The 26,925-nt window shown below is 35.3% G+C and carries 21 protein-coding genes; 17 read left to right on the top strand and 4 right to left on the bottom strand.

All coding sequences use genetic code 11. The annotated features are described in order from the left end of the window. Positions 1-89: 89 nt before the first annotated feature. From GJU43_RS03490 to GJU43_RS03500, 3 genes are all read left to right on the top strand, one after another. A complete protein-coding gene (locus GJU43_RS03490) occupies positions 90-2,630 on the top strand; it encodes a heavy metal translocating P-type ATPase (RefSeq protein ID WP_154339444.1) in 2,541 nt (846 codons plus the stop codon). 9 nt (positions 2,631-2,639) lie between these two features. After that, positions 2,640-4,871, top strand: coding sequence for a multicopper oxidase domain-containing protein (locus tag GJU43_RS03495; RefSeq protein ID WP_154339445.1), 2,232 nt, complete (start codon positions 2,640-2,642; stop codon positions 4,869-4,871). Positions 4,872-5,000: 129 nt separating this feature from the next. Further along, positions 5,001-5,567 carry a hypothetical protein gene (locus GJU43_RS03500; RefSeq protein ID WP_154339446.1) on the top strand — a complete coding sequence of 189 codons (567 nt, stop codon included), beginning with the start codon at positions 5,001-5,003 and terminating at the stop codon, positions 5,565-5,567. A gap of 74 nt (positions 5,568-5,641) precedes the next feature. Here the strand turns inward: GJU43_RS03500 and GJU43_RS03505 are convergent, their stop codons facing one another. Further along, entirely contained in the window at positions 5,642-6,586 is a 945-nt protein-coding gene (locus GJU43_RS03505) for an NADP-dependent oxidoreductase (RefSeq protein WP_154339447.1), read from the bottom strand. Positions 6,587-6,715: 129 nt separating this feature from the next. Here GJU43_RS03505 and GJU43_RS03510 point away from each other — a divergent pair, with 129 nt between their 5' ends. The 3 genes from GJU43_RS03510 (at position 6,716) to GJU43_RS03520 (ending at position 8,458) form a co-directional block, all read left to right on the top strand. Further along, positions 6,716-7,075 (top strand): helix-turn-helix domain-containing protein, encoded by a 360-nt coding sequence (locus GJU43_RS03510; RefSeq protein WP_154339448.1) that lies wholly within the window; start codon positions 6,716-6,718, stop codon positions 7,073-7,075. Between the two features lie 464 nt (positions 7,076-7,539). Further along, the gene (locus GJU43_RS03515; RefSeq protein ID WP_154339449.1) at positions 7,540-8,178 is read left to right on the top strand and encodes a M949_RS01915 family surface polysaccharide biosynthesis protein; all 639 of its coding nucleotides are present in this window, start codon (positions 7,540-7,542) and stop codon (positions 8,176-8,178) included. 115 nt (positions 8,179-8,293) lie between these two features. Continuing rightward, entirely contained in the window at positions 8,294-8,458 is a 165-nt protein-coding gene (locus tag GJU43_RS03520; protein ID WP_154339450.1) for a hypothetical protein, read from the top strand. Between the two features lie 160 nt (positions 8,459-8,618). On the opposite strand, the gene GJU43_RS03525 is transcribed toward GJU43_RS03520, so the two are convergent. Further along, the gene (locus GJU43_RS03525) at positions 8,619-9,071 is read right to left on the bottom strand and encodes a DUF4442 domain-containing protein (protein WP_154339451.1); all 453 of its coding nucleotides are present in this window, start codon (positions 9,069-9,071) and stop codon (positions 8,619-8,621) included. Positions 9,072-9,302: 231 nt separating this feature from the next. Here GJU43_RS03525 and GJU43_RS03530 point away from each other — a divergent pair, with 231 nt between their 5' ends. The 5 genes from GJU43_RS03530 to GJU43_RS03550 all read left to right on the top strand — a co-directional run bounded on the left by GJU43_RS03530 (position 9,303) and on the right by GJU43_RS03550 (position 13,624). Next, positions 9,303-9,782 carry a DUF4870 domain-containing protein gene (locus GJU43_RS03530; protein WP_229654992.1) on the top strand — a complete coding sequence of 160 codons (480 nt, stop codon included), beginning with the start codon at positions 9,303-9,305 and terminating at the stop codon, positions 9,780-9,782. 128 nt (positions 9,783-9,910) lie between these two features. Continuing rightward, positions 9,911-10,243, top strand: coding sequence for a PadR family transcriptional regulator (locus GJU43_RS03535; protein ID WP_017498072.1), 333 nt, complete (start codon positions 9,911-9,913; stop codon positions 10,241-10,243). A gap of 2 nt (positions 10,244-10,245) precedes the next feature. After that, positions 10,246-11,967 (top strand): PspC domain-containing protein, encoded by a 1,722-nt coding sequence (locus tag GJU43_RS03540; protein ID WP_154339452.1) that lies wholly within the window; start codon positions 10,246-10,248, stop codon positions 11,965-11,967. A gap of 3 nt (positions 11,968-11,970) precedes the next feature. Beyond that, positions 11,971-12,705: a head GIN domain-containing protein gene (locus tag GJU43_RS03545; protein WP_154339453.1), complete on the top strand. Its 735-nt coding sequence runs from the start codon at positions 11,971-11,973 to the stop codon at positions 12,703-12,705. Positions 12,706-12,790: 85 nt separating this feature from the next. Further along, on the top strand, positions 12,791-13,624 hold the full coding sequence (locus GJU43_RS03550) for a GIN domain-containing protein (RefSeq protein WP_154339454.1): 834 nt from the start codon (positions 12,791-12,793) through the stop codon (positions 13,622-13,624). Between the two features lie 163 nt (positions 13,625-13,787). Here GJU43_RS03550 and trxB read toward each other — a convergent pair whose 3' ends face one another. Both trxB and GJU43_RS03560 read right to left on the bottom strand, forming a co-directional pair. Then, positions 13,788-14,735: a thioredoxin-disulfide reductase gene (gene trxB / locus GJU43_RS03555; RefSeq protein ID WP_154339455.1), complete on the bottom strand. Its 948-nt coding sequence runs from the start codon at positions 14,733-14,735 to the stop codon at positions 13,788-13,790. 474 nt (positions 14,736-15,209) lie between these two features. Next, complete coding sequence (locus GJU43_RS03560; RefSeq protein ID WP_154339456.1) at positions 15,210-15,980, bottom strand: hypothetical protein; 771 nt, start codon at positions 15,978-15,980, stop codon at positions 15,210-15,212. A gap of 407 nt (positions 15,981-16,387) precedes the next feature. Between GJU43_RS03560 and GJU43_RS03565 the strand changes: the two genes are divergently transcribed. The 6 genes from GJU43_RS03565 to GJU43_RS03590 all read left to right on the top strand — a co-directional run bounded on the left by GJU43_RS03565 (position 16,388) and on the right by GJU43_RS03590 (position 26,913). After that, entirely contained in the window at positions 16,388-17,107 is a 720-nt protein-coding gene (locus GJU43_RS03565; protein WP_154339457.1) for a hypothetical protein, read from the top strand. Between the two features lie 184 nt (positions 17,108-17,291). After that, positions 17,292-20,537, top strand: coding sequence for a hypothetical protein (locus GJU43_RS03570; protein ID WP_154339458.1), 3,246 nt, complete (start codon positions 17,292-17,294; stop codon positions 20,535-20,537). Between the two features lie 52 nt (positions 20,538-20,589). Continuing rightward, a complete protein-coding gene (locus GJU43_RS03575; protein WP_154339459.1) occupies positions 20,590-22,287 on the top strand; it encodes a hypothetical protein in 1,698 nt (565 codons plus the stop codon). Further along, positions 22,280-23,299 (top strand): hypothetical protein, encoded by a 1,020-nt coding sequence (locus GJU43_RS03580; RefSeq protein ID WP_154339460.1) that lies wholly within the window; start codon positions 22,280-22,282, stop codon positions 23,297-23,299. Before GJU43_RS03575 ends, GJU43_RS03580 begins: the two co-directional genes overlap by 8 nt. A gap of 156 nt (positions 23,300-23,455) precedes the next feature. After that, entirely contained in the window at positions 23,456-24,778 is a 1,323-nt protein-coding gene (locus GJU43_RS03585) for a HEPN/Toprim-associated domain-containing protein (protein ID WP_154339461.1), read from the top strand. 236 nt (positions 24,779-25,014) lie between these two features. Continuing rightward, complete coding sequence (locus GJU43_RS03590) at positions 25,015-26,913, top strand: class I SAM-dependent DNA methyltransferase (RefSeq protein ID WP_154339462.1); 1,899 nt, start codon at positions 25,015-25,017, stop codon at positions 26,911-26,913. Positions 26,914-26,925 lie beyond the last annotated feature (12 nt).

Raw genomic sequence — 26,925 nt, forward strand, 5'->3', positions numbered from 1 at the left:
TGTAAATCTTACAAATCATTCTCAAAATTATACAAACCGAAGTAACCGTTACTTCGCAACTTTGCATTGTAATACTTAAAACAAAAACAATGACACATCAATATATAATTACAGGAATGTCTTGTGACGGCTGTCGAAAAAAAGTCGAAAAAACATTGAATACCATTGAAGGAATTCAGGCTGAAGTGACATTGAATCCTCCATTGGCAACAATTACTATGGAGAAACATGTACGCACAGAAAAATTTCAGGAAGTTTTAAACGAAGCCGGAAAGTATACTATTGAGATGGTCTCTTCAAAAAAGCCTTTAGAAACCGCTGCAAAATTGTGTTGCTCCGGTCAGAATAAAGACAGTCATGATGGGTCTGAACCTAAAAAGAACCCACTAACTCACCATCACAATACCACCGGTATTTTCTATTGCCCAATGCACTGTGAAGGGGATAAAACATATGACAAATCCGGAGATTGTCCCGTTTGCGGAATGGATTTAGTGGCACAAATAAGCATCGGCAAAACAAAATTTACATGCCCAATGCATCCCGAAATCCTTTCGGACGAACCTGGTGATTGCCCGATATGCGGAATGGATTTGGTTCCCATGCAAGGAGATTCAGACTCTGAAAAAAACAAAACGTACTTCGATCTGTTAAAGAAAATGAAGATTGCCATTTTATTTACGCTTCCCATTTTTGTGATTTCAATGTCAGAAATGATTCCCAACAATCCTTTGTATAAAATAATGGCTATTGAAAGCTGGAATTGGATTCAGTTCTTATTTTCAATTCCGGTACTTTTTTATGCAGGCTGGATGTTTTTTGTCCGGGCCTGGAAATCAGTCATCACCTGGAATCTAAATATGTTCACCCTTATCGGGATTGGTACAAGTGTGGCTTTCCTGTTTAGTATGGCCGGAATGTTTTTTCCGGATATCTTTCCATCCGAGTTTAAATCACATCACGGAACTATACATCTCTACTTTGAAGCCGCCACAGTTATCATCACGCTGGTCTTATTAGGACAATTACTGGAAGCTAAAGCCCACGGCCAAACCAGCGGGGCCATAAAGGAATTATTGAAACTTGCGCCAACGGAAGCAACTCTGTTAGAAAACGGAAACGACAAAACAATTTCTATCGATGCGATTCAAAAGGGAAATTTACTTCGTGTTAAACCGGGAGAAAAAATTCCAGTTGACGGAAAGATCACGACCGGAGAAAGTAGTATAGACGAAGCGATGATTACCGGAGAACCTATTCCTGTTGATAAAAAAACGGGAGACCCTGTAATTGCCGGGACCATAAACGGAGCAAAATCATTTGTAATGATAGCCGAAAAAGTAGGGTCTGAAACTTTACTTGCTCAAATTATACAAATGGTAAATGATGCAAGCCATTCGAGAGCACCAATTCAGAAATTAGCAGACCGTGTGGCTAAATATTTTGTACCCGCCGTTGTTATTATTTCTGTTGCAACATTTTTTCTCTGGGCAAAATTTGGCCCGGAACCCGCTTATACTTACGGATTAATTAATGCCATTGCCGTATTAATTATTGCCTGCCCGTGTGCTTTAGGATTAGCAACACCAATGTCAGTAATGGTAGGGGTTGGCAAAGGAGCAAAATTCGGAATATTGATAAAAAATGCCGAAGCTTTAGAAAATATGAACAAAATTAATGTGCTGATTACAGACAAAACCGGAACTATCACCGAAGGAAAACCATCTGTTGAAAAAATATATGCTGTCAACGGTAATGAAGATTTTTTACTACAGCATATTGCTTCATTAAATCAATATAGCGAACATCCTTTAGCACAGGCCGTAGTCAATTTTGCCAGAGCTAAAAACCTAAACATAGTTGACATTCCGGATTTTGAGGCGGTTGCCGGAAAAGGAGTTACAGGAACCATAAACAACTCAAAAATAGCTTTAGGCAACAAAAAACTAATGATTCAGATTGGCGCTTCGATTTCTGAAAACATTGAAAACAAAATTATTGCCGAACAAACCTTAGGCAAGACCGTTTCCTACATAAGTGTAGATAAAATGGTTTTAGGGTATGTAAGCATTACAGATGCCCTCAAACAAAACAGCATAAAAGCCATAAAAGAATTAATAGGGCAAGGTGTTGAAGTCATTATGATGACAGGGGACAATGCAAATACCGCAAAGGCTGTCGCCGCTCAGTTGCATTTAAGTTCGTTTAGAGCAGATTGCCTTCCGGAAGATAAACTCAGAGAAATTCAGCATTTGCAGGCTGAAGGCAAAATTGTGGCCATGGCCGGTGACGGAATCAACGACGCTCCTGCCTTAGCACAGGCAAATATTGGAATTGCCATGGGAACAGGAACAGATGTAGCTATAGAAAGTTCTAAAATAACACTTGTAAAAGGCGATTTAAACGGCATTGTAAAAGCTAAAAAGTTAAGTCATGCTGTTATGAAAAACATCAGGCAAAATCTGTTTTTTGCCTTTATATACAATGTCGTTGGAATCCCGATTGCCGCAGGAATTTTATATCCTGTATTCGGAGTTTTACTTTCACCCATGCTGGCTGCTTTAGCGATGAGCCTTAGCTCGGTTTCGGTAATTGTAAATGCTTTGCGATTGCGAAATCTAAACCTTTAAAAAACAAACATGAAAGTACCTATTATTTTTCTTGCCCTTATCATCACTTTTACTGCAAAAGCACAAAAAACAGTTCGTTATGACTTATATGTAAGAGACACAATTGTTAATTTTTCAGGAAAGGAAAAACATGCTTTTGCCGTAAACGGACAAATTCCGATGCCGACGCTCACTTTTACAGAAGATGATGTTGCGGAAATTTACGTGCATAACGAATTAAAAGAAAACACTTCGCTGCACTGGCACGGTTTATTTTTACCGAATAAAGAAGACGGTGTTCCGTATCTGACCCAAATGCCGATTGCTCCCAAGACCACGCATAAATACAGTTTTCCCATTATTCAAAACGGAACCTACTGGTACCACAGCCATTCCGGACTTCAGGAACAGGTGGGTTTATACGGCCTTTTCATTATCAACAAAAAGAAAGACGATCCGACTTTCAGAAAAGGCATTGATGATTTGCCAACCGTTCCTGTCATTTTAAGTGAATGGACTGACTTAAAACCAGAAAACGTTCAGCGAATGCTTCACAATGCCAACGATTGGTTTGCGATAAAAAAAGGAACCACTCAAAGTTATGCCGAAGCCCTGAAACAAGGTCATTTTTCAACCAAAGTCACCAACGAATGGAAACGAATGAATGCCATGGATGTCAGCGACGTCTATTATGAGAAGTTTTTAATTAATGGGAAAAACCAGCAGCAGCTTTCGCAATTTAAGCCCGGAGAAAAAGTCAGGCTGAGAATTGCAAACGGTGGTGCTTCCAGTTATTTCTGGCTCACGTACGGTGGCGGAAAGATAACGGTTGTCGCCAGTGATGGGAACGATGTGGATCCCGTGGAAGTGGATCGTCTTATTATTGCAGTTTCTGAAACTTATGATGTTATCGTGACGATTCCGGAAGATCAAAAATCGGTTGCTTTTTTGGCTACAGCCGAAGACAGAACGGGATCAGCCTCTTTATTTTTGGGAGACGGAATCAAACAGCCTGTCGCACATCTTTCGAAATTAAAATATTTCGAAGGAATGAAAATGATGAACGACATGATGAAAATGAACGGCGAAATGAATGACATGGGCATGCAAATGTCCCTGAATAAAATGGACATGAATGCCGTCATGTATCCTGAAATTACCGGTGAAGCTGAAAATTCAAAACCGATGAAACACTCCGAACATGCAGAAGGCATGCACATGGATACTGAAACTACAGATACTCCTGAAATAGTCACCTTAAATTACGGAATGCTGAAATCACCAACCAAAACCACGCTTCCAAAAGGCGCTCCCGTTAAGGAATTGCGTTTTGAATTGTCCGGCAATATGAATCGCTATGTCTGGAGTCTGGATAATAAAGTCGTTTCTGAAACTGATAAAATTTTAATCAAAAAAGGAGAAAATGTACGCATTGTATTGTACAACGGATCGATGATGCGACACCCCATGCATTTACACGGACACGATTTCAGAATCCTGAACGAACAGGGTGATTATGCACCGCTTAAAAATGTAATTGATATTATGCCTATGGAAACCGATACCATCGAATTTCAGGCGAATGCAGATGGCGACTGGTTCTTTCATTGTCACATTTTGTATCATATGATGGCGGGAATGGGACGTATTTTTAGCTATGAAAATTCAGCACCGAATCCGCTCATCCCTGATCCTAAAATGGCATATAAAATGCTAAAAATGGACGACAGAATGTTCCATTTTATGGGAGAAAATGATTTTGCTACTAATGGAAATGACGGTGAAGCCATGTTCAGCAACACCCGCTGGAGCATCGGAACCGAATGGAGATTAGGCTATAATGATAGTCACGGTTACGAAACGGAGACTCATATTGGACGTTACATTGGAAAAAATCAATGGCTGATGCCGTTTATAGGTTTTGACTGGCGTTACCGAAAAATGGGAATGAACGAACAGGAACAAAATCTTTTCGGGCAATCTAATACCAAAGACAATCGTTCTGTTTTTAGTGCCGGTCTGGAATATACCTTACCAATGCTCATAAAAGCCCAGGTCGAGTTATACACCGACGGAAATGTACGTTTTCAGCTGGAACGCAAAGATATTCCGCTTTCGAAACGCTTGCGCATGAACCTAATGTGGAATACGGATAAAGAATATATGGCAGGTCTGAAATATATCGTGGCAAGAAACTTTGGAGTTACTACACATTATGACAGTGATATGGGAATTGGTTTCGGAGTGAATCTGAATTATTAGCAATGAAATTTCAAACTGTTCTTATTTTATTTTCATAAAAAAATAACAATGATCTTTTCCGGTAAATACTAAATCCTGTTATATTTGATTCCGTATCAAATTTATTTAAGGAATAGAAAAAAAAGACCTATGAAACTAGATGATTTTAAAAAGAATTTTAACGGCCCAATTACCCATGAACTGACTTTGTTTTTTGAGATCAATGACAAACTCGGATTCGAAAATTATTCTCAGGGTTTTGGTTTATACAGAGATAACAAATCCGGAATTTCAAGCTGGTCTGAAAACCAAGACTTTTTAGACCGATTAATGCCTTTTGCTCAGGCCAACGGTTCCGGGTCAATGTATGTTTTATGGGATGATGGTAAAAATAAACCGCTAAGTGAATTACCAGTAGTCGTTTTTGGCGATGAGGGCGGTTACCATATTGTGGCCAGAAAAATAACTGAATTAATGCAACTGCTTACTTTTGACTCTGAAATAACTGTCGATCATGAAGAAGTTTATTTCTATAAAGAGGAAGACGATTATGAAGAAAGTGAAAGCCTTACTGAATACAAAAACTGGCTTAAAGAAAACTTTAATCTTGACCCTGTTAAAAACGAAGAAGATACAATCTCAATTATTGAAGCAGCACAGGAAGAATATAAAGAAATTTTTGATTTATGGATTTCCGGTTATTATGCAGAAGACTAAACCTCATCATAAAATAAAAAAACATCAGTTCATCTTTGCCTTGAACTGATGTTTTTTATTTAAAAAGAAAACACTTAAAGCTTAACTACAATTTTACCCACCGTTCTTCCGGTCTCTAACTGCAAATGCGCTTTATCTATTTCATCAAACGAAAATACCTGCGACACGTGCGATTTGACGATTCCTTTTTGCATTAGATCAGCAACAGCTTTCATATCAGCACCCGAAGAGGCAACCAGAATAGCAAACAAATCCACATTTTTGTTTTTGGCCTTTTCTGCATATTCCGGAGCAATGGTACCTAAGATGTAAATTATTTTTCCGCCCGGTTTTACAACATCGATCGATCGATTGTTGATGGCATCTGAAATTGAATTTAATACCAAATCAACATCAGCAACTTCTTTTTCAAAATCGGTTTTAGTGTAATCAATATGCTGGTCCGCTCCGTTTTGCAAAACAAACTCTTTGTTTTTCGCGGAAGAAGTTCCGATTACATGTGCTTTGAAATGTTTGGCTATTTGTGTGGCATAATGCCCTACTCCGCCCGACGCTCCGTGAATTAACACTTTATCGCCTTCTTTTATTTTTCCGTTGGTCACCAATGCCTGCCAGGCCGTAAGCAAAGCAAGTGTTCCCGCTGCCGCTTCTTCATGAGAAATATTCTCCGGTTTTAAAGCCAGATGCGAAGCCGGAACCGCCACATATTCTGCATAAGCTTTTCCTTTTCCCGGAAAATTAACCATTCCGAATACTTCGTCATTTAATTTGAAATCTGTTACATTTTCCCCTGCTTCCACAATGGTTCCGGACAAATCCCAGCCTAAAATAACGGGACGTTCGTCTTCAAAAAAACGTTTGATCCCCCCTTCAGAAGATCTTGTCTTGTAATCAACCGGATTGATACTCAGCGCACTTACTTTTACCAAAACCTCATCGGCATTAATTTCCGGTTTCGGAATCTCAACATATTTAAAGTTGGATACACTCCCCGCTTCATTCAATATAATTGCTTTCATCATAATTTAGTTTAAAATTAAAGTACAAATGTATAATATCAGTATCTTTGCCACAAGTATGCACTTTTTGGTATGCTACATACCAAAAGTATACTATTATTGATTATCAATAATTTAAAAAATAAAAAAATGGCAAAAAATAATTATACCGATGGCTGTACAGATGTAGTTTGCTCCGTTGACTACGCTTTTAAGAGAATTGGCGGCAAGTATAAAGGAAGAATTTTGTGGAATCTGAGCAACAAAAACATCCTCCGATATGGCGAATTAAGAAAAACGCTTGTAGATGTAACTCCAAAAATGCTGACCCAGACCTTAAGAGAACTCGAAGATGATGAATTGGTCGCCAGAAAAGTATATCATGAAGTTCCGCCAAAAGTAGAATATTCGCTCACGGATATTGGCATGGAGCTGATTCCGTTTATCAATCATTTGAAAGAATGGGGCGATAAGCAGCGTGCAAAAGAGAAGGTTTTGTCTTCAAAATGATTCCTCTTTATGGAAATAGATTTAGAAAGGTATAACTGTCCTTTAGAAACTGGCATTACTTTTGAAATGAGCAAAACCAACAAAACCTCTTTAAATTCATGTACGGAATCAATCCTTTTTTATTACTGGTGTTACCTCTGATTTTTCAAATTATATTTGGAAGAAACTTTAAACCCGAAACTATAAAATTATCTTTTTTTGAAGTCAGCATAATTAGCTTTCTCTCACAAATACTATTGTCTTATCTGGCTTTTCAAATCTTTTCCAACAATCTTAGAAGTAACTCAAATGGACAAATCCATTGCGGAATGCCGTTGATGGGATTAATTTTCCTCGAATTTATTTTTATAATCATTTTAGTACTAACCATAGTCATTCAATATTTTATTAAGAGATATTACCTCCGTAATACTAAATAATACCTGAACATTTCACACCTTAACTTAAAGACAAAAGCCTGATAGATGAAAAATAAAATTACGTTTCTAGTCCTGTTTACCATCCTTTCCGTAAAACTCATTGGCCAGAATACTGCCATTGTTCCGAAAAAAATAGAGCTGAATAAAATTCCGAAAGAAATAAAATATACCGGAAAAGTCAAAAATGCAGTCTCCTGGAAAGACAAGCTTGGAGAGAATATTGTGGTCTTAACAGAAACAGGCGAGTTTACGACTAAAAACTCCGACAGTGAAGATTCGCGTGACGCAGCATTATATGCCTACCATTATATTTTATCCGGTAAAGATTCAAAACTAAACTGGAAAATTTATGATTTCATACATGATTGTCCGGTTGACATAGAAGCCAACTTTGTAAAAAACACCTTTAATATTACCGATTTAAATAAAGACGGAATAGCTGAAATATGGGTAATGTACACCACGGTTTGTCATGGAGATGTTAGCCCTTCCACTATGAAAATAATTATGCACGAGGGAAATGAAAAATTTTCAATGCGCGGCGAAAACAAAGTTAAGGTAGATGAAAAACGCTACTTAGGCGGAAAATATACTTTTGACAAACCTTTTAACGATGGCCCTGCGGCATTTAGGGAATATGCTAAAAAGCTGTGGCAAAAACATGTTAATAAAGTTTGGGAGTAGCCACCTTTCTGCACTTTTACAAAAACATTAACGATACGCTTATTCGTACGAATGCTAAATCGGACTATATTTGATGCATCAAAAACAGAATCATCAACATCCAAAAAACAAAGAAATGACAAAACTAATTACCTTTATGACTGTGGCTTTATTCTCAATTGGTTTAACGGCTCAGGAAACAAAACCGGCAGCAAAAAAAGAAAAAGCTAAAAAGGAATCCTGTTGCACAAAAACAGATGCGGCAAAAAAAGACAAAAAAACGTGTTGTGTTAAAAAGTAAGATGACACCTATTCCATAAAAAAAGACCTCAAATAATGAGGTCTTTTTTGTTGGGTAAAGTTTTTTGCCACGAATTTCACGAATTTCCACAAATTCAAAATGCTTCTGCATTTTGTAAAAAAATAATTCGTGCAAATTCGTGAAATTCGTGGCAAAAAAACTATTTAATTCGAACACTCCATTCGAAATCCATTTCTGAAACCTGGATTCCTTTTTCATCTGTTCCGATCGATTTCATCCAGAAGGTTTGCCCCTCACCTGTCGCAATTGTTTTTTCAATGGCTTCGGCAATAAGATGTCCGTCATTACAAACAAATGTAATTCTGCCCGTTGCTTTTTTGGTAAAGTTACCTTTATTGTTGGCCACCAGCATAGAGATTTTTTTTCCGCTTTCCTGAATTTGAGAAATTACCAAAGCTCCCGTTGTTAATTCGGCAGCCATTGCCTGAACCGCAAAATACATCGAATTAAAAGGATTCTGATTGATCCAACGGTGTTTTACACTTACGACACAACTGTCTTTATTGATCGCTTTTACGCGAACGCCGCAAATATATGCCGATGGTAATTTGAATAATACAAATTTGTTGAGTTTGGAAACTGAAATTGCCATGTGATTTATTTTTTTATGTAAAAATACAAAAAAACTATGCACGCACAATAAATTGTTTTTACTTTCCTAAGAGGCTAATAAATTCAGGGCTTCACACTGATTTTCAGTCTTTATTCTTTAAGAGTTCAATTTTAACTTTATTAAAATTTTGTTAATATTTGGTACTATGCAAAACAAGATACTGTCTTTTGACCATATATTTGCATAAGAAAATACTATATACTTTTAATCATGGAAACCACAACACCACTCATCATGGAAACAACATCAGAAAAGAACACTGCAACGTTCACACATTTAAGTACATTAAGCCAGTATATCATTCCTTTTGGAAATTATATTTTTCCAATTTTAATCTGGACGAGTTATAAAGACAAATCAGAATTTGTAAATCACCATGGAAAACAAACCCTTAATTTTCAATTGAGTTTATTGCTTTACACTTTGGTTCTGGCTTTGATTGCGATCCCGATTTTTATAATCGTGTTTTTTCAAAACCTGCCAATGGAAGCTGTTTTTAACGACGAAGATTTCGTAATTAGAAATTTTCATTTTGATGGAAACATTGGATTAATCAGTATTGGAGCAACAGCCGTTTTGCTTTTTGGACTGTTAAAAATAGTAGAATTCTTTTTAGTGATTTACGCTTCTATAAAAACATCAAACGGAGAATATTACAAATATCCAATGACGATTCCTTTTATAAAGTAATTCGCAAAAGATTAAAAGTTATACGATATACGAACGCATTCCAAAAGAATAAATTCGAAATCAATCATCAATCAATCATCATCAATCAAAAAACGAATTGTTCAATCTAAAAAAAACAAAATGAAATTATGAACATTGAAAACACAAAAGCACAGATGCGCAAAGGTGTTCTTGAGTTTTGTATCTTATCTGTACTAAAAGAAAAAGATGCATACACATCAGAAATATTAGACACTTTAAAAAACGCAAAATTACTCGTTGTTGAGGGAACAGTTTACCCTCTTTTAACCAGATTGAAAAACGACGGTTTGCTCAATTATCGATGGGAAGAATCGACTTCAGGGCCACCACGAAAATATTATGGATTAACCGAAATAGGACAAACATTTTTAAACGAACTTAGCGGAACCTGGACAGAATTGTCTGATGCCGTAAAACTAATCACCAATCAAAATCAATAATCATGAACAAAACAGTAAATATAAACTTGGGAGGTATGTCTTTTCACATCGATGAAGACGCATATTTGAAACTAACTCGTTATTTTGACGCTATAAAACGATCATTAAACAATTCGTCTGGTCAGGATGAAATTATTAAAGATATCGAAATGCGTTTTTCTGAATTATTAACAGAAAAACAAAAAAGCGAAAAACATGTTGTGGGACTGAAAGATATTGACGAGGTGATCGCTGTTATGGGACAGCCTGAAGATTACATTATTGAAGACGAAGAAAAATCAAATCAGTCCTTTAATGATTACGGTAGCAGAAAACATAAAAAATTATACCGTGATAAAGAAAAAGGTATGATCGGTGGTGTAGCGACCGGTTTAGGACATTATTTTGGAATTGACGCTGTCTGGATAAAAATCATTTTCCTGATATTTGTTTTTGCAGGTTTCGGAACTGGAATTTTAGCTTATTTCGTACTTTGGGTTGTAACTCCGGAAGCAGTTACAACCTCTGAAAAACTCGAAATGACGGGGGAGCCGGTAACCATTTCGAACATTGAAAAAAAAGTACGTGAGGAAATCGAATCCTTGTCTGATAAATTCAAAAACGCAGATTACGATGCAATGGGAAACCAGGTAAAGTCAGGAGCTGAGAGAATAAGTAGTTCATTTGGAGACTTTATAATGACGGTTTTTAAAATCTTCGCAAAGTTTTTAGGCATCATCCTAATCATGTCAGGAATTAGCGTTCTGATCATGTTATTGATTGGAGTATTTACTTTAGGAACCAATGTTTTTGTTGATTTTCCTTGGCAGAACTTTGTAGAAGCCGGAAACTTTACCGATTATCCGATCTGGTCATTTGGTCTATTAATGTTCTTTGCCGTTGGAATTCCGTTTTTCTTTTTAACACTTTTGGGTTTCAAATTGTTATCTCCAAACTTAAAATCTATCGGGAATATTACCAAATATACTTTGTTAGCCATCTGGATTATAGCCGTTGCGATTGCCATCAGCATCGGAATCAAACAGGCTACTGAAATCTCCTACGATAATAAAACCGTAGAGAAAAAAGCAATCAATATTACTCCAAAAGATACTTTGTTCATCAAATTCAAATACAATGACTATTACGCAAAAGATTTGAATCACTACAGGGAATTTGAATTCGTACAGGATTCGGCCAACAATCAGTTATTATATTCCAATGATGTTCGTCTCCATGTTTTACACACTGATGAAGCCACACCTTTCATTCAAATAGAGAAAAGTGCAAGAGGAAATTCGTTTATCTCTGCCAAACAAAGAGCAGAAAAAATCAATTATAAGTATCAAATTAAAGGAAATCATTTAATTTTGGATAATTATTTTCTTACAGATGTAAAAAACAAGTTCAGAGGTCAGGAAGTAGATGTGTTTTTATACCTTCCTGAAGGACAATTATTCAAACCGGATGCCTCTGTACAGGATTATGATGACTCAGAAGATGATTTCTTTAACCTGCACTTTAGCGGTAATTACAACTATAAAGTAGAAGGATCAAAAATCAAATGTCTGAACTGTCCGTCAGATGAAAATGACTATAATGATGTAGACGAAGAAACTGATGTTGACAACGATACTATAAACGAAGTTTCCGTGAAAATTAATGGAAAAGAAGTTTTAAACGGAAAAAAAACAACAGGAAAGCTAACCACTGATAAAAACGGAGTTATAATCAAAATTAACTAAGCCATGATAAAAATAATCATTCACATTACAAAATTCGTTGTTGCGACCATTACCGCGCTATTGTTTGCTTCTTGTAACTTTAACGTAAACTCAATTCAAGGAAGCGGAAATGTTACTACCGAAAAAAGAATTGTTCAGGGAGATTTTACCAAAATATCCGTAAGCAACGCAATTGATTTAGTGATCGAACAGGCTGATGCCACTGAAATTGTTGTGGAAGCTGATGATAATTTACAAAAAGAAATCACTACAAAAGTCGAAAACGGTACTTTGATCATCAAATGCAAATACAGTTCTTTTAGAGATATCACGAAGAAAAAAGTAACGGTAAAGATGCCTAAAATTGACAAAATAGAGGCTTCAAGCGCTTCTTCTGTCGTAAGCACAGGCATTATTGAAGGTGTAGATATAGATCTGGAAACTTCAAGCGCTGCGACCATGGATGTTAAGTTAGAATCTGACAATATTACGGTCGATACCGGAAGCGGAAGTTCGGTACATGTGGAAGGAAAAGCTTTAAAAATTTCGACTTCAGCCTCAAGCGGATCTACTATAAGTGCCAATAAATTATTCGCTAACGATGTTACAGCGGAAGCTTCAAGCGGAGGACATGTAAGTGTTCATCCAATTGTAAGCCTGAAAGCGGAAGCCAGCAGCGGGGGAAGCATTAATTATGACAGTACGCCAAAAACAATTGAGAAAACTTCAAATTCAGGAGGAAGTATCAGCCAGGGGTAAACGATATTTATCTGTTAAATATAAAAAAATCATTCATCGAAAGTGGATGATTTTTTTATATTTGTGAAAATCAAATCCAGCATTAATGAAAAAAAATACAGCCCTACTCCTATTATTACTGATTACAACATTTACTTACGCCCAAAGGCGGGAAAAAATAAAAGGATCTAAAATCGTTACCACTTCTATTAAAGAAGTCGGAGAATTTGACGGTATTGAAGCCGACGATAATTTAGAAGTTTATTTAGAAAGAGGAGAAAAAAACGAAATCAAAATTGAAGCCGACGACAATCTTCACGATATTATCGGAATGGACCTCAGAGAACGTACACTTCGTTTGTATACCTCAAAAGAAAGCTCCATTTTTAAAAAACTGATTGTGCGTGTGACTTATACCAAATCATTGAAGAGCGTAATTGCTAAAAATGAAGCGGCTATTTATGCCATTCAGGAAATTCAGCTGGACGACATTACATTCAACAGCTTTGATTATTCCAAATTATTTTTGAATGTAAATTCGAAAAAATTCTCTCTGATTGCTGATGACAAATCAAAAACGGAATTAAACGTAAAAGCAGAAGATGCCAACTTACAATTAAGCAAAAGCGCTTCTGTCAAAACATTGGTTTCTGCCATAAAATTCAAATGTGATTTGTATCAGAAAGCGGCAGCCACTATTGAAGGTATTGCTGAAAAAGCGACCATTCGTTTAGATAACAATTCGGTTTTTACCGGAACAAAATTTACTTTAAAAGATTCCAATGTTACGGTTGAAAACTATGCGACAGCCAGTATTTTGGCAGAAACGACCATTTCGATAGCGGTTAGTGACAAAGCAGAGCTTTCCCTTTTTGGAAATCCGGCAATACAACTTACCCGTTTTTCTGAAGAAGCGAAGCTGATTAAGAAGATCAAGTAAAATTTTAGTCTCAGTCGCAGTTTCCAGTCGCAGTGGCAGTCTAGAACTTCATAAATAAAAAAGTCCCAATCGTAAACTGATTGGGACTTTCTTTTATTGCATAGTTTTGTTCAAACCAGAACAAAAACTGAAAACTGAGACTGCAAACTGAAACTGCGACTCTTTACTCCTTCGCTGCCAAATATCTTTCAGCATCCAAAGCTGCCATACAACCTGTACCCGCAGCTGTAATCGCCTGGCGGTATACGTGATCTGCAGCATCACCTGCTACAAAAACACCGGCAATATTGGTATTGGAAGTTCCCGGAGTATTGATAATATAACCGGTTTCATCTAAATTCAGATACTCTTTAAAAATATCTGTATTTGGTTTATGCCCAATCGCTACGAAAAATCCTGTTGCCGGAATCTCTACGACTTCAGCAGTAGTTTTGTTTAAGGCTTTTATAGCGTGTACCACATTTCCATCCCCTAGTACTTCAACAGTATCGTGATTCAGTAAAATTTCGATATTTTCGGTTTTGCGAACACGTTCTTCCATGATTTTAGAAGCTCTGAATTTTTCACTTCTCACCAACATGGTTACTTTTTTACAAAGTTTAGATAAGTAGTGCGCTTCTTCACAAGCAGAATCACCCGCACCCACAATTACAACTTCCTGATTGCGGTAGAAAAATCCGTCACAAACGGCACAGGCAGAAACTCCGCCGCCCATTTGCAAATAATGCTGTTCGGATGGCAACCCTAAATATTTAGCCGAAGCACCTGTAGAAATAATTACCGTTTCACAGTGCAATTCAATTGAATCGTTAATCCATACTTTATGAATGTCTCCTGAAAAATCAACTTTAGTAGCCCAGCCATCACGAATATCAGAGCCGAAACGTTTTGCTTGTTCCTGCAGCTGAATCATCATTTCAGGTCCTGTAACTCCATCAACATAACCCGGGAAATTCTCCACTTCATTTGTTGTAGTCAACTGACCACCCGGCTGCATTCCCTGGTACAAAACTGGATTCATATTAGCTCTGGCAGCATAAATAGCAGCGGTATATCCCGCAGGACCAGAACCTATAATTAGGCATTTAATTTTTTCGATAGTATCTGACATAATATGATTGTGTTAAATTGATGGTGCAAAAGTAAGTCTTTATTGTCGGATTTAAGAAGCCTGATAATCAGTTTTTGTTATTCTAAAATAGAGAAAATAAAACAGATATAACTAAAAAATCCTTTCTGCAGATACAGAAAGGATTTTCGTCGGGGTGGCAGGACGACCTGCCTATTCCTTAATTCGTTGATTTTATTGGTGTTTTCAAGTCTTATTCCAAAAAGGGTAGCCGAATAGGTCTCATATTTAATGAGTTACCTTGGAGCCCTCTGTAGCCTTGATCAATTTAATAGCAATCAGTCAATGTACTTTAATAAATGTAAATGTATTAAAATTATTGTTCAGCAGCAAATTTACACCTCTTTGTAATAGATATATTTGTGTTTCCAATCCATTTCTGTGCACCTTAAAATACAAAACTCGAACCATTTGCTCGAAAATTTGAGGCTTTTGAGCTAAAAAGTAATAAAGGTTCTAGACCTGATTATCAACTTCCGTAGCTAATTCAATAATTTTGTGGATTAAGAAAGCTTCAACCAACGAAAGTGCGTAGTCCCGATCGATGGGTAACATATCTGGCTTTATAACTTCCTCAATATATTGTTCAGGATTCCATAATTTTCGTACTAATTCAGGATGTGTATGTTCAATACTTTGCAGTGTATCCTCGAATTTCCAATTTGCTACTTTAATGAATTCATTGTGATCTTTTTCGGCCAATGGCAGGGTAGTAATTTTAATTGTAGATTTATTTTCCATGGGGTTAATTTTTTGTTTTTCAATTGATGGTTTCTCTCTTTTAGTCAGACGGTAGTCGTAACCACCACTTTGGTGGCCATCTACATCTGCAAAAACCGCTTTAAAAATGTCCAGTTTAAACTCGTCATCAAATAAGAAACCTTTCTCGTTTTCCTCGCCCGAGATATACATATCCCATTCTTCGATGCTGATTTTATGCATGTTATCGAACAACAATTTTGATAATTCCAGTCCCTCTGGATTTGCTTTCAGAAGCATAGTCCATTTTTCACATCCTCCCAGCTTGGCAATTATATGCTGTGCATTCATCAGTGTGAAATGGTTTTCATCGATTTCGAAGTCAGTGACCAGCGCGTCAACATCGAAAAATTTTGGCGAATACTCAAAGAGGTTGTCGCCTAACGAAGAATCGAAATAAGGTTTTTGTGTTTTAAAATCTTTGTGCAGATTTTTTGCCTGAAGTTTGAAGTACTCAATAGTTTTCATAATACATTCCTTTAGTACCAACTTAATTATCCTGGATGTTTGCGTTCGTAATCTTTATTTGGATAATAAGCAGGTAGGTTAGCATTATTAAACTATTGGCTGATGAAATCTTTGCACGAACGAGCAAGCTTGCCAATAAGCATACGCAATTTTAGGAATAAAATTTTAATCCACCAAATTTATTGTACAGATTTAGCATACGAATGATTAAGTATATCTTTGTATTTCAGTATTATACTAGATGTAGGTGGATATTTTGCAATAGGAATTAAAAGTGCTAATCTGCTTTCCTAAATTAATCATTGCGTATAATTGTTTTGCGGCAAGACTAAGTTAATCAGGTAGTAATACTTATTGTCCAAGTGGAATTAAAACGTAATTTTATACGTCACCAATAACCAAATCTTATGAAACTAAATTTACTTTTACCTATCGTACTGCTTTCAAGCATTTGTTTTTCTCAGAGCAACAACCTGAGTGAGGAAGTGACTATCTCTCTTCATAAAAAAAAGGATACCGGAATATTTATTTCAGAAGAACAAAAGAGTTTTGACCATACTAGGTCAGAAGTAAATGGTGTAGTAATCTCTGTTACGTTAATCGAGAATGAATATCACGTGAAATATTTTGACACAGATGGAAAGATACAAACCAAGAAGTATCCGATATCACCAGCTTTTGTATTGAAGACAAACAAAACAGGTAACTTTTCGTTTTCTGTGCTGACCGTTCCTTTTAAAATTAGGCCAGCACTCGGAAACACTGACCAGTATGTTCGTGCAGATATAAAAAACTTAGGATTATATTGTGGACCGTACAGTAAAACTACCAATTATTTTTTTGATGGAACCTCATCAATTCACAAGTGGAGCTTTGGAGCGCTTATTGCTCCCTCTGTTGAAGAATTTAACTCTAAGAATACAGAGGGCAAAGTCACTGATGCTTCAAATCGATTAGTTCTGTCCACAAGTGCGGCCGTAACATATACCTACAATGCTATAACTGTAGCAATAATACCAGTTGGTTTTGATTTTGCATTATCCAAGGATAATCAGGATTGGATTTACAATAGTAAGTACTGGTGGGGCTTTGGTCTTGGGATAGACAGCAAACTTTTAGGTTTCTAGAAACAAATATTAATTCAAGTTTCTTCGATTACGGAAAACCGTAAAGAATGAATCATTTCATTTTTTAAGTTTACACGCTTCGTGAAATTTAATATTGCAATTCGGTTAAAAGTTTAAGTTTAAGTAGGTTCGCTATATTTGTTTTCTCCAAATAAATTTCTGTCATTTTTAAATTATAAATCCTATGAGAAACGCTTTCTATGGCTACTCTTTTCAAAAACTTGTTACGTCGCTGATGCTGACAAAGATGGATGTAGAAAGAACTATTGATTCCATTGAAATTGAAGCCTTGGTAGATCATAAATTTGACGATATCAAGGTGCTTATCAACGACAAGGAATTTTATTTTCAGATAAAAGATTATGCTTCCATCTCACTAAACGAGATCGTCGTTTCAGAAACCGAAATCTCTATTGCCGGAAATCTTCACAAATTGTCAAATGCAATAAATGTTTTATTTTTCAACAGGCTCGAAATTACACCTGATTGTGAGATACTAGGAATACCGGCACTCCGTCTTGAAAATATCTATATAATATCACAATCAGGATTAGACATAGAACAAAGGATAGAAGAGCTTTATAAAACAGACCATCTTAGGAAATATCTCATCGATCAGTTTTTCAGTAAATGTCTGGACAAACGAAAACTTCTGATAAAAATAAGTGACCTCCCAGCTTTGAATATCTTCAAAACATATTTAATAGAACCTACTGTCAACCTGACAAGGAAAGTGCTTGATGTTGAGAATATATTACTTATAGAAGGCAAGCCAGGTGTAGGAAAAAGTCATCTGGTGGTAAACCTAGAAAAGCAGTATAAAAAGAACATTGTTTATCGTTTCTGGGTGTCCAATCAGGATAATGATTATAACGAGCGGCTGAAGTACAATAACTTCATTCAGGATTTCTCCAAAAAGCTGTTCCATAACCTAAAACCATATACCGAAGTACAGATAATAGCAAAATTGGAAGAACTTGAAAAGACTGTTATAATTGATGGCCTCGACCATGTCGAAAACTATAATCCAAATGACCTGGAGAAATACGTTACATTTATTAATAAACTAATGCAGTACTGCAAAGTAATCGTGTTGAGCCGTCCTTTACAACGCTTGTTACCTTGGAAAAAACAATTGCTGGGAAATTGGAATCAGGGACAGACAAAAACAGTTTTAAATGAACTTTACCATATCCAGAATTACGAAATCATTCAAAAAATATTTAAAATAACCAGCGGTTATCCAATACTGGTGAGATACATTGCAGAACAATACAGGATTGAAGGCTATGTGCCCGATTTCGAAGCATTTGATGACATTGATAGGTATTACGAGAAAATAATTGAAGGAGAAAAGGGAAAACAGGCGCTAGCACTCTTTATTTGTGTTCGGTCATACCTGATGCACTCTGAAATTGACTTATTCCTTGATGCATATGGCGCGATGTTCGTAAAGGAATTTGTCACTGATCATCCATATCTTTTTGAGCTGCGTCTCAACAGAATTTCGATGTTTCATGATAGTTTTATTACATTCCTGCGCAAACGCAACACCGATTACAAACTCATATCAGATAAGGTTAATGCCGTTGTATACGCGTCGATAATGAACATGGAGAAGCGATTTCAATCACGATTTTCTTATTTTGATCATTCAAAGGAAGAAAAGCAAAACATCATAAGAAAATACGCTTCCATAGAGGAGTTTAGGAAACTCATGGTTGACGTTATTGACTTCGAAGCTGTCAGAGACTTTTATTTTCAGATTCGTGAAGCACTTTCCAAGATGGAACCGGAAGTTTTAGAAATCAGACAATATTATGATTTAGCCCTCATATTAAATATGGTTTCTCGTGATCATATCTCCTCTCTAAATGGATTTCACTTCACCTATTGTCGATCTTTACTTTTTAATGGTTATACTATCGAAGACATTACAAGCAACCGTTATCTGTTCGGAATGTTTTACTATTTAGAAACAAACGATGGGTCTCTTCTTTTAAATACTACAAGCGATGACAACTATGAAACACGTCAATTCTTTAGCAAATTACAGAATGAAGCACAGGAGGAAATAGAATTCTTTGAAAAACATCAAAAGCCACTTTCGGCTTCTAAAATCCGTTCACTCTTGGATGACAGCTCCAATATGGATTTCAGGGAAATTTTTACTTATATTCTTGAAGATCTTTTTATACATAAAGAGAACAGGAAAGCTTATAAGATTTTGTACAGAGGAATAAGTGAATATATGAAGGGCAGTGATTGGAAGGCTCTTACTATTTTGGAGGAGGTCACAGACGATATGGGTATCAATCAATACGCGTTATCTTACATATTAAAACAGGCAAGAGAATATCTATTGGCGATTGGAATGTTAGCCAAGGATAATGATTTCTTGAATTTGTCGCTAAGACAGTATATCCACAACCATAAAAATGATACCAGTTTCACGATGTGGGCGGACATTCTCAGTTATGTGAGATTAGCTCTATATCAGGAGCGTAAAATAGATCTGAATTCAATTTCATTGTTTTGGACAAAATACTATGCACGTAAGGACCATTCTCTATATGCTCTGGACGTGGCGCTGCCAGTATTTGAAAAGCTAGGATATATAGAAATGTATGATTCGGTAAGTCTGATCAATAAGATTCAGGTAATGTCTGAGAAGGGATATCGCGGCCTTCTGGCAGACTATATAATGCAGCACCCGCCCGAATTTATAGCTTTAATTCTCAATGATTTCCATGCGGATAATTTAAATATTTCGTGGTTTTTATTAGAGCCTGAGTACATAAATGTACTTCCCGATCAGGTCTACAATATCGAGTTAAGAAGTCAAATAAAATACCATCGCACCAATAATAACATTCCTTATGATGACATAAAAAATCTATTGGAGTCAAATAGGCTGGATAAGTTTCGCGAAGATTTGATTTTTCGTCGGTACAGCATTTGGATTAAAGAAAAAAGACCGGAAATTAAAAAGCTTAAGGCTTTAAAAATTCCCTATAAGACATTTAAGGAAAAAGAGTATGCCAGCAGCTCAACACCAGTTTCATATTTTGAGCAGGGAATTTTGGACAATTCCAACAAGCACCTTGTTATAGAAAAAGGACTCAATCCATCTGAAGTTGCTGCCTTCGGTGATGGTTATTATGCTGCTCTATCTAACATCGACATCTATAACGTATTTTCAAAAGAGGAGATGAGAGCAAACATGCAGGGTATGCTATTCAATGCAATTACTTCCCGGTTAAGGACAATCGACCATTTTCATTCACTATGGCCACTTCCAGGAAATGTGATCAAGCTTCTTTATTCAAATGAAGCGACTGATGATTTTGAGGAATATTTCAGGAGCTTTATGGCCTATTTAGATCTTTCAATGTTTGATTTAAAGAATACTATTGGAGATCCATTTTAGATAGTTGCATATTTGCTGCCTTCGGTTAATTTTTTTTGAAAGATTTAAAACTATGATAAATATTAAGCAATTACTTGAATTTAAAGATATCTTTCCAGACGAAAAAATGGAACCTATTATTGCGTATCTAGGCAAAGTCTCAAGAGAATCTTTATTGAGATCCATTGGCTTTTTTAATACCAAACCTGTTCCTAACTATGATAATTTTTTTAGTAACCAAGAGCTACATTACCAAGCAGTAAAGAGAGTTGAAAATTATTTATTTGATAGACAAATCACATCCAAGCCACAAGTAGTCAGTGGTCAAACTGCTTTAAAATTTGCGGAAGCAGTTCTGTCTAATTCGAAGGAATTACTAGAAAATAATACAAACGATTCTCCAGATGATGATGAAATAAATTTGTTTAAGGCCTTCTTATGCATTAATACAGAACTTATAAATAATCAAGTGCTGGATAATGTAAATGAAGGTAATTTTGAAAAGATTGTTGATTTTAGTATAATATTTACTTTTCCATTTGCAGATCTTGGCATTTCTGAAAATGACAATATCGAATTTTTGCATTTACTTTACGCCACTTTTTACAAGGTTGAAGCATTATTGGGATTTCTGAATTCTAGGCCTGAGTATTTAAATCTTAAAGATGAATTCATTCGATCATTTATGGTTGCAAATGAAAAGGAATTCGTAGAGCAGATGACATTTTTATTTGGGAAATTAATGCAATTAAAAGGAACCAACAGTTATCTTTGGGAGGTTGAGGATAAAGACGCAAAGGCATTTTTAGATTCAATGGTTTCTGACGACATAGCTCCTGATGAAGATTTTACCAATATCAAAAATAATCCCATTTATAAAGTTGGAGATAATCTCTATTCAATCATCCATTACTTTTTTGTAATTGATAAGTTTTACAAAAGTGCCAAGTTTAAGCTAAAGGAAATTTATGAAAAGGATGATGTTTTAAAAGCTTCACATGGTAATTTCTTCAGCTTTTTCAATAGCGAATTTTCTGAAAACTTTCTTATGAAAAACCTGCTTGACGAGATATTTGCAAAAAAATATTTTATAAAGAAGCCCGAGAGGGAAAAGGAACTTTCAGGAGAACCTGATTATTATGTTAGACATAATAATGAAGTATTTGTTTTCGAAAATAAAGACGTATTGATTGCGAAGGAAATTAAATCATCAGCTGATATTGAGCAGATTAATGCTGTTTTAAAAACAAAATTTTTGATCGATGGAAAAAAGAAAGTAGGGATTGGACAACTAGTTACTACTATCGAAGAAATTGGCCGCAAGAAATTCAGGTTTGATGATTATGTAAATTCTAAGAACTCACTTACGGTCTATCCTGTTTTGCTGGTACATGACAGAATATTTCAGACATTGGGTATTAACTACAGACTTAATCAATGGTTTAAGGAGCAGTGTATAGAAAGGCTCGGCGATTTAAATAAAAACTTCAACATTAAAAGCCTTACTGTAATAGACATTGATTCATTAATACTTTGGCTTCCTTACTTCCAAGTTAAGGACAAGAATTTTAAAGAAGTGCTCAATTATCATTTGGAAAAAATGAATAAAATCAAGAAAGTCAACACTGCTCCCAATCAAGAAACACTCCTCGATAGAGCTAATCAAAATATAGCTGAGCAGTTATCGCCAATTTCAAGAAGAAAAATACCTTATAGTATTGACTTGGAAAGGCTTATGGATAGGTTTAAAATTGTAATAAAAGATGAATAGTGCTAAAAACATCCTTAGAGTAATTTTTGAAGGATTCAACACGAAAAACCAAAATTACAACAACTGCATCTTAATGATAGATGAAAGTGATTTTTCACGGTTGAAGCTTTATACAATAATTTCTAATAAAGGCTATCTTGTCAGTTCAGAAATAAAAATTGATAAGCTTATCCGTTCACTTTGCGAAGACGTCGGCGGAGACTTATGGGAAGCTTATATTACAGCTGAACATGATGGCTATTCTTTTACAAGTTTTTCTGAAGCTAGCTTTTCAAATCTCTATTACCATAATATCCCTCGATTTAATGAGTCCGATTTTGAAACTATTATTTGTCAGTTAGGAGGTAGTAAAATTCCCGAAAGAGCAACTATGACTCCCGATTTTATGCTAGGAGATTTAGTTATAGAATTGAAGGATCTTCAAAAGGAGAGTTTATATAATGAAGAAAGGCGTAATACAATTACCAAAATATTTGAAGAAGATAATGGCATTTCTGTAAATATCAATTTTTCTGCAGCGTCAGGAGAAGTCAAGACAGCATATAAACGTGTTATAGCAAATTCAATAAAAAATGCTGTTGGTAAAGCTTCAAAGCAAATAAAGGAATATCGTAAGATAAATTCAGTCAACATGGGCGGAGTGTTCTTAATCAACACAGGGTATTTTAGTCTTGAGCACAACCTTTTCAAAGCTATTGTGGAGGAAATAATTGCAAGAGACACAACCACTATCAATTTTGTGTATATTTTTACACAAAGTGTCTTTCATAATGCAATTGGCGATTTAAGAGCAGATTATAAACAGGATTGTATCGGAGATCTTCCCAGCAAACTTGCTGGTATTTATGATGCGTGCAATATGCTTGTTGATATAAAAATGTCTTCTATCTTTCAACTTGATAATGTCGAAAGTTCTTTCGCTGCACCACAGTATCCGATTTCTTTTTTTGCAGATAATAAAATATTTTATTGGAAACCGGAACGTATTGAACCTTCTATTAATTTTAATTAACTACTAACTTATTATATTTGAAATTGACTATTAAAAAAAAGCAGTTATAAACAGGATAAAATGGCAATGAATCATTAGATATTGCTTTTAAAGTTTAATCGGGGCTTCCTTGCATTAAAGAGAAAATAATTTAAATATTTACAGTAATAAAAAGCTATGGGAAGTTTTTGCGCATTAACATTAAATGGTTATGAAATAGATCAGTCTAAAAGCTACATCAGTACGTTTTGGTCATGTTTTTTTAATGAAGATGACCGACGAAGTCGTTCTGTTCCCTACGATCTTTATTATACACAGCCTATTGCAGATAATAATAATGTGCCTACCTTTGAGTATTCGGCTTCTGTCGATACGATGAAGCTGCGCCTTGAAATCATGGGTTATACTTTAGATAAAGTTAAACTTAAATATGCTGAAGGTATCGAGAATGCTTTAAAAACTAGGCAGCAATACAATACTGAACTATTTAATACAGTTGAAAATAGTGATGAAAAACACCTCAATATTTTAAAGAATGGTGGATTTGAATACTGGTTAAAATTAATTAAGTATATTTTTGATAACAAAATTACCAACTTGAGCGATAACCTTCAGGTACATGACAATATCTACAGCTTTATTCTTGATTATAATGATGTTGACGAAAACTTGTATTTAGGTTACCCTAATATCGGTATAGGTTACTTTCTTCGAGGAGCGTTGGAAGCCGTAGAACCTTGTTCAGAATTAATTTTAGACATAACCTCTGTGGTTGATTCGGGATATTACAAAGAGGATGAGCCTGTTTGTGCAAGCACCTCACAGATGTATCTTGATTCTACTTTACCATTCCAAAAAATCATAATCCTTACAGAAGGTTCTTCTGATAGTAAGATACTTAGTAAAGCTTTGAAATTACTCTATCCCAAGGTGTATAGCTACTTTTCATTTCTGGATTTTGATACCTATAAAGCAGAGGGCGGATCAGCTATGCTTGAAAAAACAGTCAAATCTTTTGCAGCGGCTGGAATCAGCAATAAAATTATAGCGTTATTTGATTATGATGCTGCAGGTGTAGCAGCGACTGAACGCTTAAAAAAAAGAAAATTCCCTAGCAATTTTAGAGTAATAACTTTGCCGCCAATTGAACTTGCAAATAACTACCCAATCATTGGGCCAGATGGAATAATATATGAAAATGTCAATGGACGTGCATGTAGCATTGAAATGTACCTAGGCATTGATATTTTGACTGGCGCGAATAACACGTTGGTTCCTGTTAAATGGAAAAATATTGAAGCGCAAATAAATACTTGCCAAGGAGAGATTTCCCGTAAAGCTGAATTGCAAAAAAAATACTTAAAAAAAATACGCGTCGCTATAGAAAATGGCTCGCTTCAATCCGATCATGATTGGACAGGTTTAATGTCGGTATTAGACAGAATTTTTGTCGCTGCATCTAGTATTGATCATGCACCAACATACTTGAATTATCGGTAATCCTATTATTTTTTAAATTTAAATGTGAAGCAAGATATACCTAAAATTGATGCTAAAGTGGTATAAGTATTAATAGTTTTCTTGTAATTTTTATTTACATCCCCTTTTGCTGAAAACATTTGTGTTAATATCCTGCATACGAATAGTTGATAAATTGAAAGTTTTTGAAAGGTAAAAGAGTTAAAAAAACTTAACTTTACCAACTATTACATATGATTTATAATTTGAGTGGATAGATGGCAAAAAAAGAAGTATTGACAGATTTGTGGGTTTATGAAATGCTTAAAGAAGCGAATGTTAATTTGCATCCACAAGGAAGCAACATTAAAGATATTGACGATGCTTTAAAATCGGCTTCAAAAGCAGGTACAGGAAAAGTTGGTTTTCCGGAATATTGCGGAGTTGTCAAAGACTTTGTTCTAATTATCGAAAATAAATCAGATGTTTCACTTCATGTAAGGCGAAATGAAAAGGACTTAATATGTAATGAAATTGCGAGCGTAAAGAATTACGCTGTAAATGGCGCTTTATTTTACGGCAAACATTTAGCTCAGAAAACTACCTATAAAAAATTCGTAGTTTTTGGAGTTTCAGGAAATGAGAAAAGACATAAAATAACGCCTATATTTATAGATGAAAGAGGAGGTTATAAAGAACTTGACGATGTAGAAACGTTTACTCTTTTCAATGAAAAAAATATTGATGAATATTACACTAAAAATATTCTCAAAGAGCAGACACCTGAAGACAAAACCACAGAAGAAATTCTCAGGGATGCCAAGAATCTTCACGAAGATTTAAGAAACTATGGTAGTATTCAGGACAAAGATAAGCCATTAATAGTTTCAGGGATTCTTTTGGCATTACGGGAGATGGAACATAAAGGTTTCAGTATTGATAGTCTTGTAGGTGATCAAACAACAACAGATGGTGAAAAAATTTATGAAGCTGTTGAAAAAAACTTAAAAAGAGCCAATGTTTCACCTCAAGTAAAAAAGGATAAATTACTTAGCCAGTTTTTGGTAATAAAAGATACCAAAGCCATTAACGAAGAAAACGAATATTTAAAGAAAACTCCCTTAAAGCACTTTACAGAGTTTTTATACGAGAACATTTATAAAAACATTAAATACATACAGTCTGCTGAAGATTATTTGGGAAGATTTTATGGGGAATTTATGTCGTATTCTGGCGGCGATGGTCAATCATTAGGTATTGTATTAACACCAAAGCATGTTACGGAGTTGTTTTGTGACTTGGTAGAATTAAAACCTTCGGATTCGATTTTAGACCCTTGCTGCGGAACAGCAGGTTTTTTAATCGCATCTATGCATAATATGTTACAAAAAACTGATAATCCGGAAGAGCAAAAAAATATTAGGAAAAACCAGTTGCATGGTTTAGAACTACAACCTTATATGTTTACTATTGCTACCACAAACATGATTTTGCGTGGTGATGGAAAAAGTAATCTTGAACAAGAAGACTTTTTAAAATTTAACTCTTCCTTATTACAGGAAAAAGGTTGTACAATTGGAATGATGAATCCACCTTACTCAATGGGGAGCAAAAACAATACGAATTTATACGAGATAAATTTTACTGAACATTTACTAAATTCTATCGTTCAAGATGGTAAAGTAATTGTAATTGTTCCTCAATCTTCTATGACAGGTAAAACTAAGGAAGAACAGGCAATAAAAGAAAATATTTTAAAACATCACACTTTGGAAGGGGTGATTACGTTAAATAAAAATACGTTCTATGGAGTAGGAACAAATCCCTGTATTGCAGTTTTTACTGCAGGTGTTCCACATTACAAAGACAAGAAAGTAAAGTTTATTAACTTTGAAAAAGATGGATTTGAAGTCCAAAAACATAGAGGACTTGTTGAGACCATCCACGCTAAAGATAAAAAACAACATTTATTAGATGTATGGTTTAACCGAATTGAAGCCGAAACGAAATTTTGCGTAAAAACTACTATTGAGCCCGAAGATGAATGGTTACATTCATTTTACTATTTCAATGATGAAATTCCAAATGCAGATGACTTTGAAAAGACCATCGCAAACTATCTAACATTTGAAATAAATATGGTTTTGCAAGGCAAACAATATTTATTTGATAACTAATAATCTTATTAG

This window comes from Flavobacterium sp. LC2016-23 (genome assembly GCF_009674775.1).
Lineage (GTDB): Bacteria > Bacteroidota > Bacteroidia > Flavobacteriales > Flavobacteriaceae > Flavobacterium.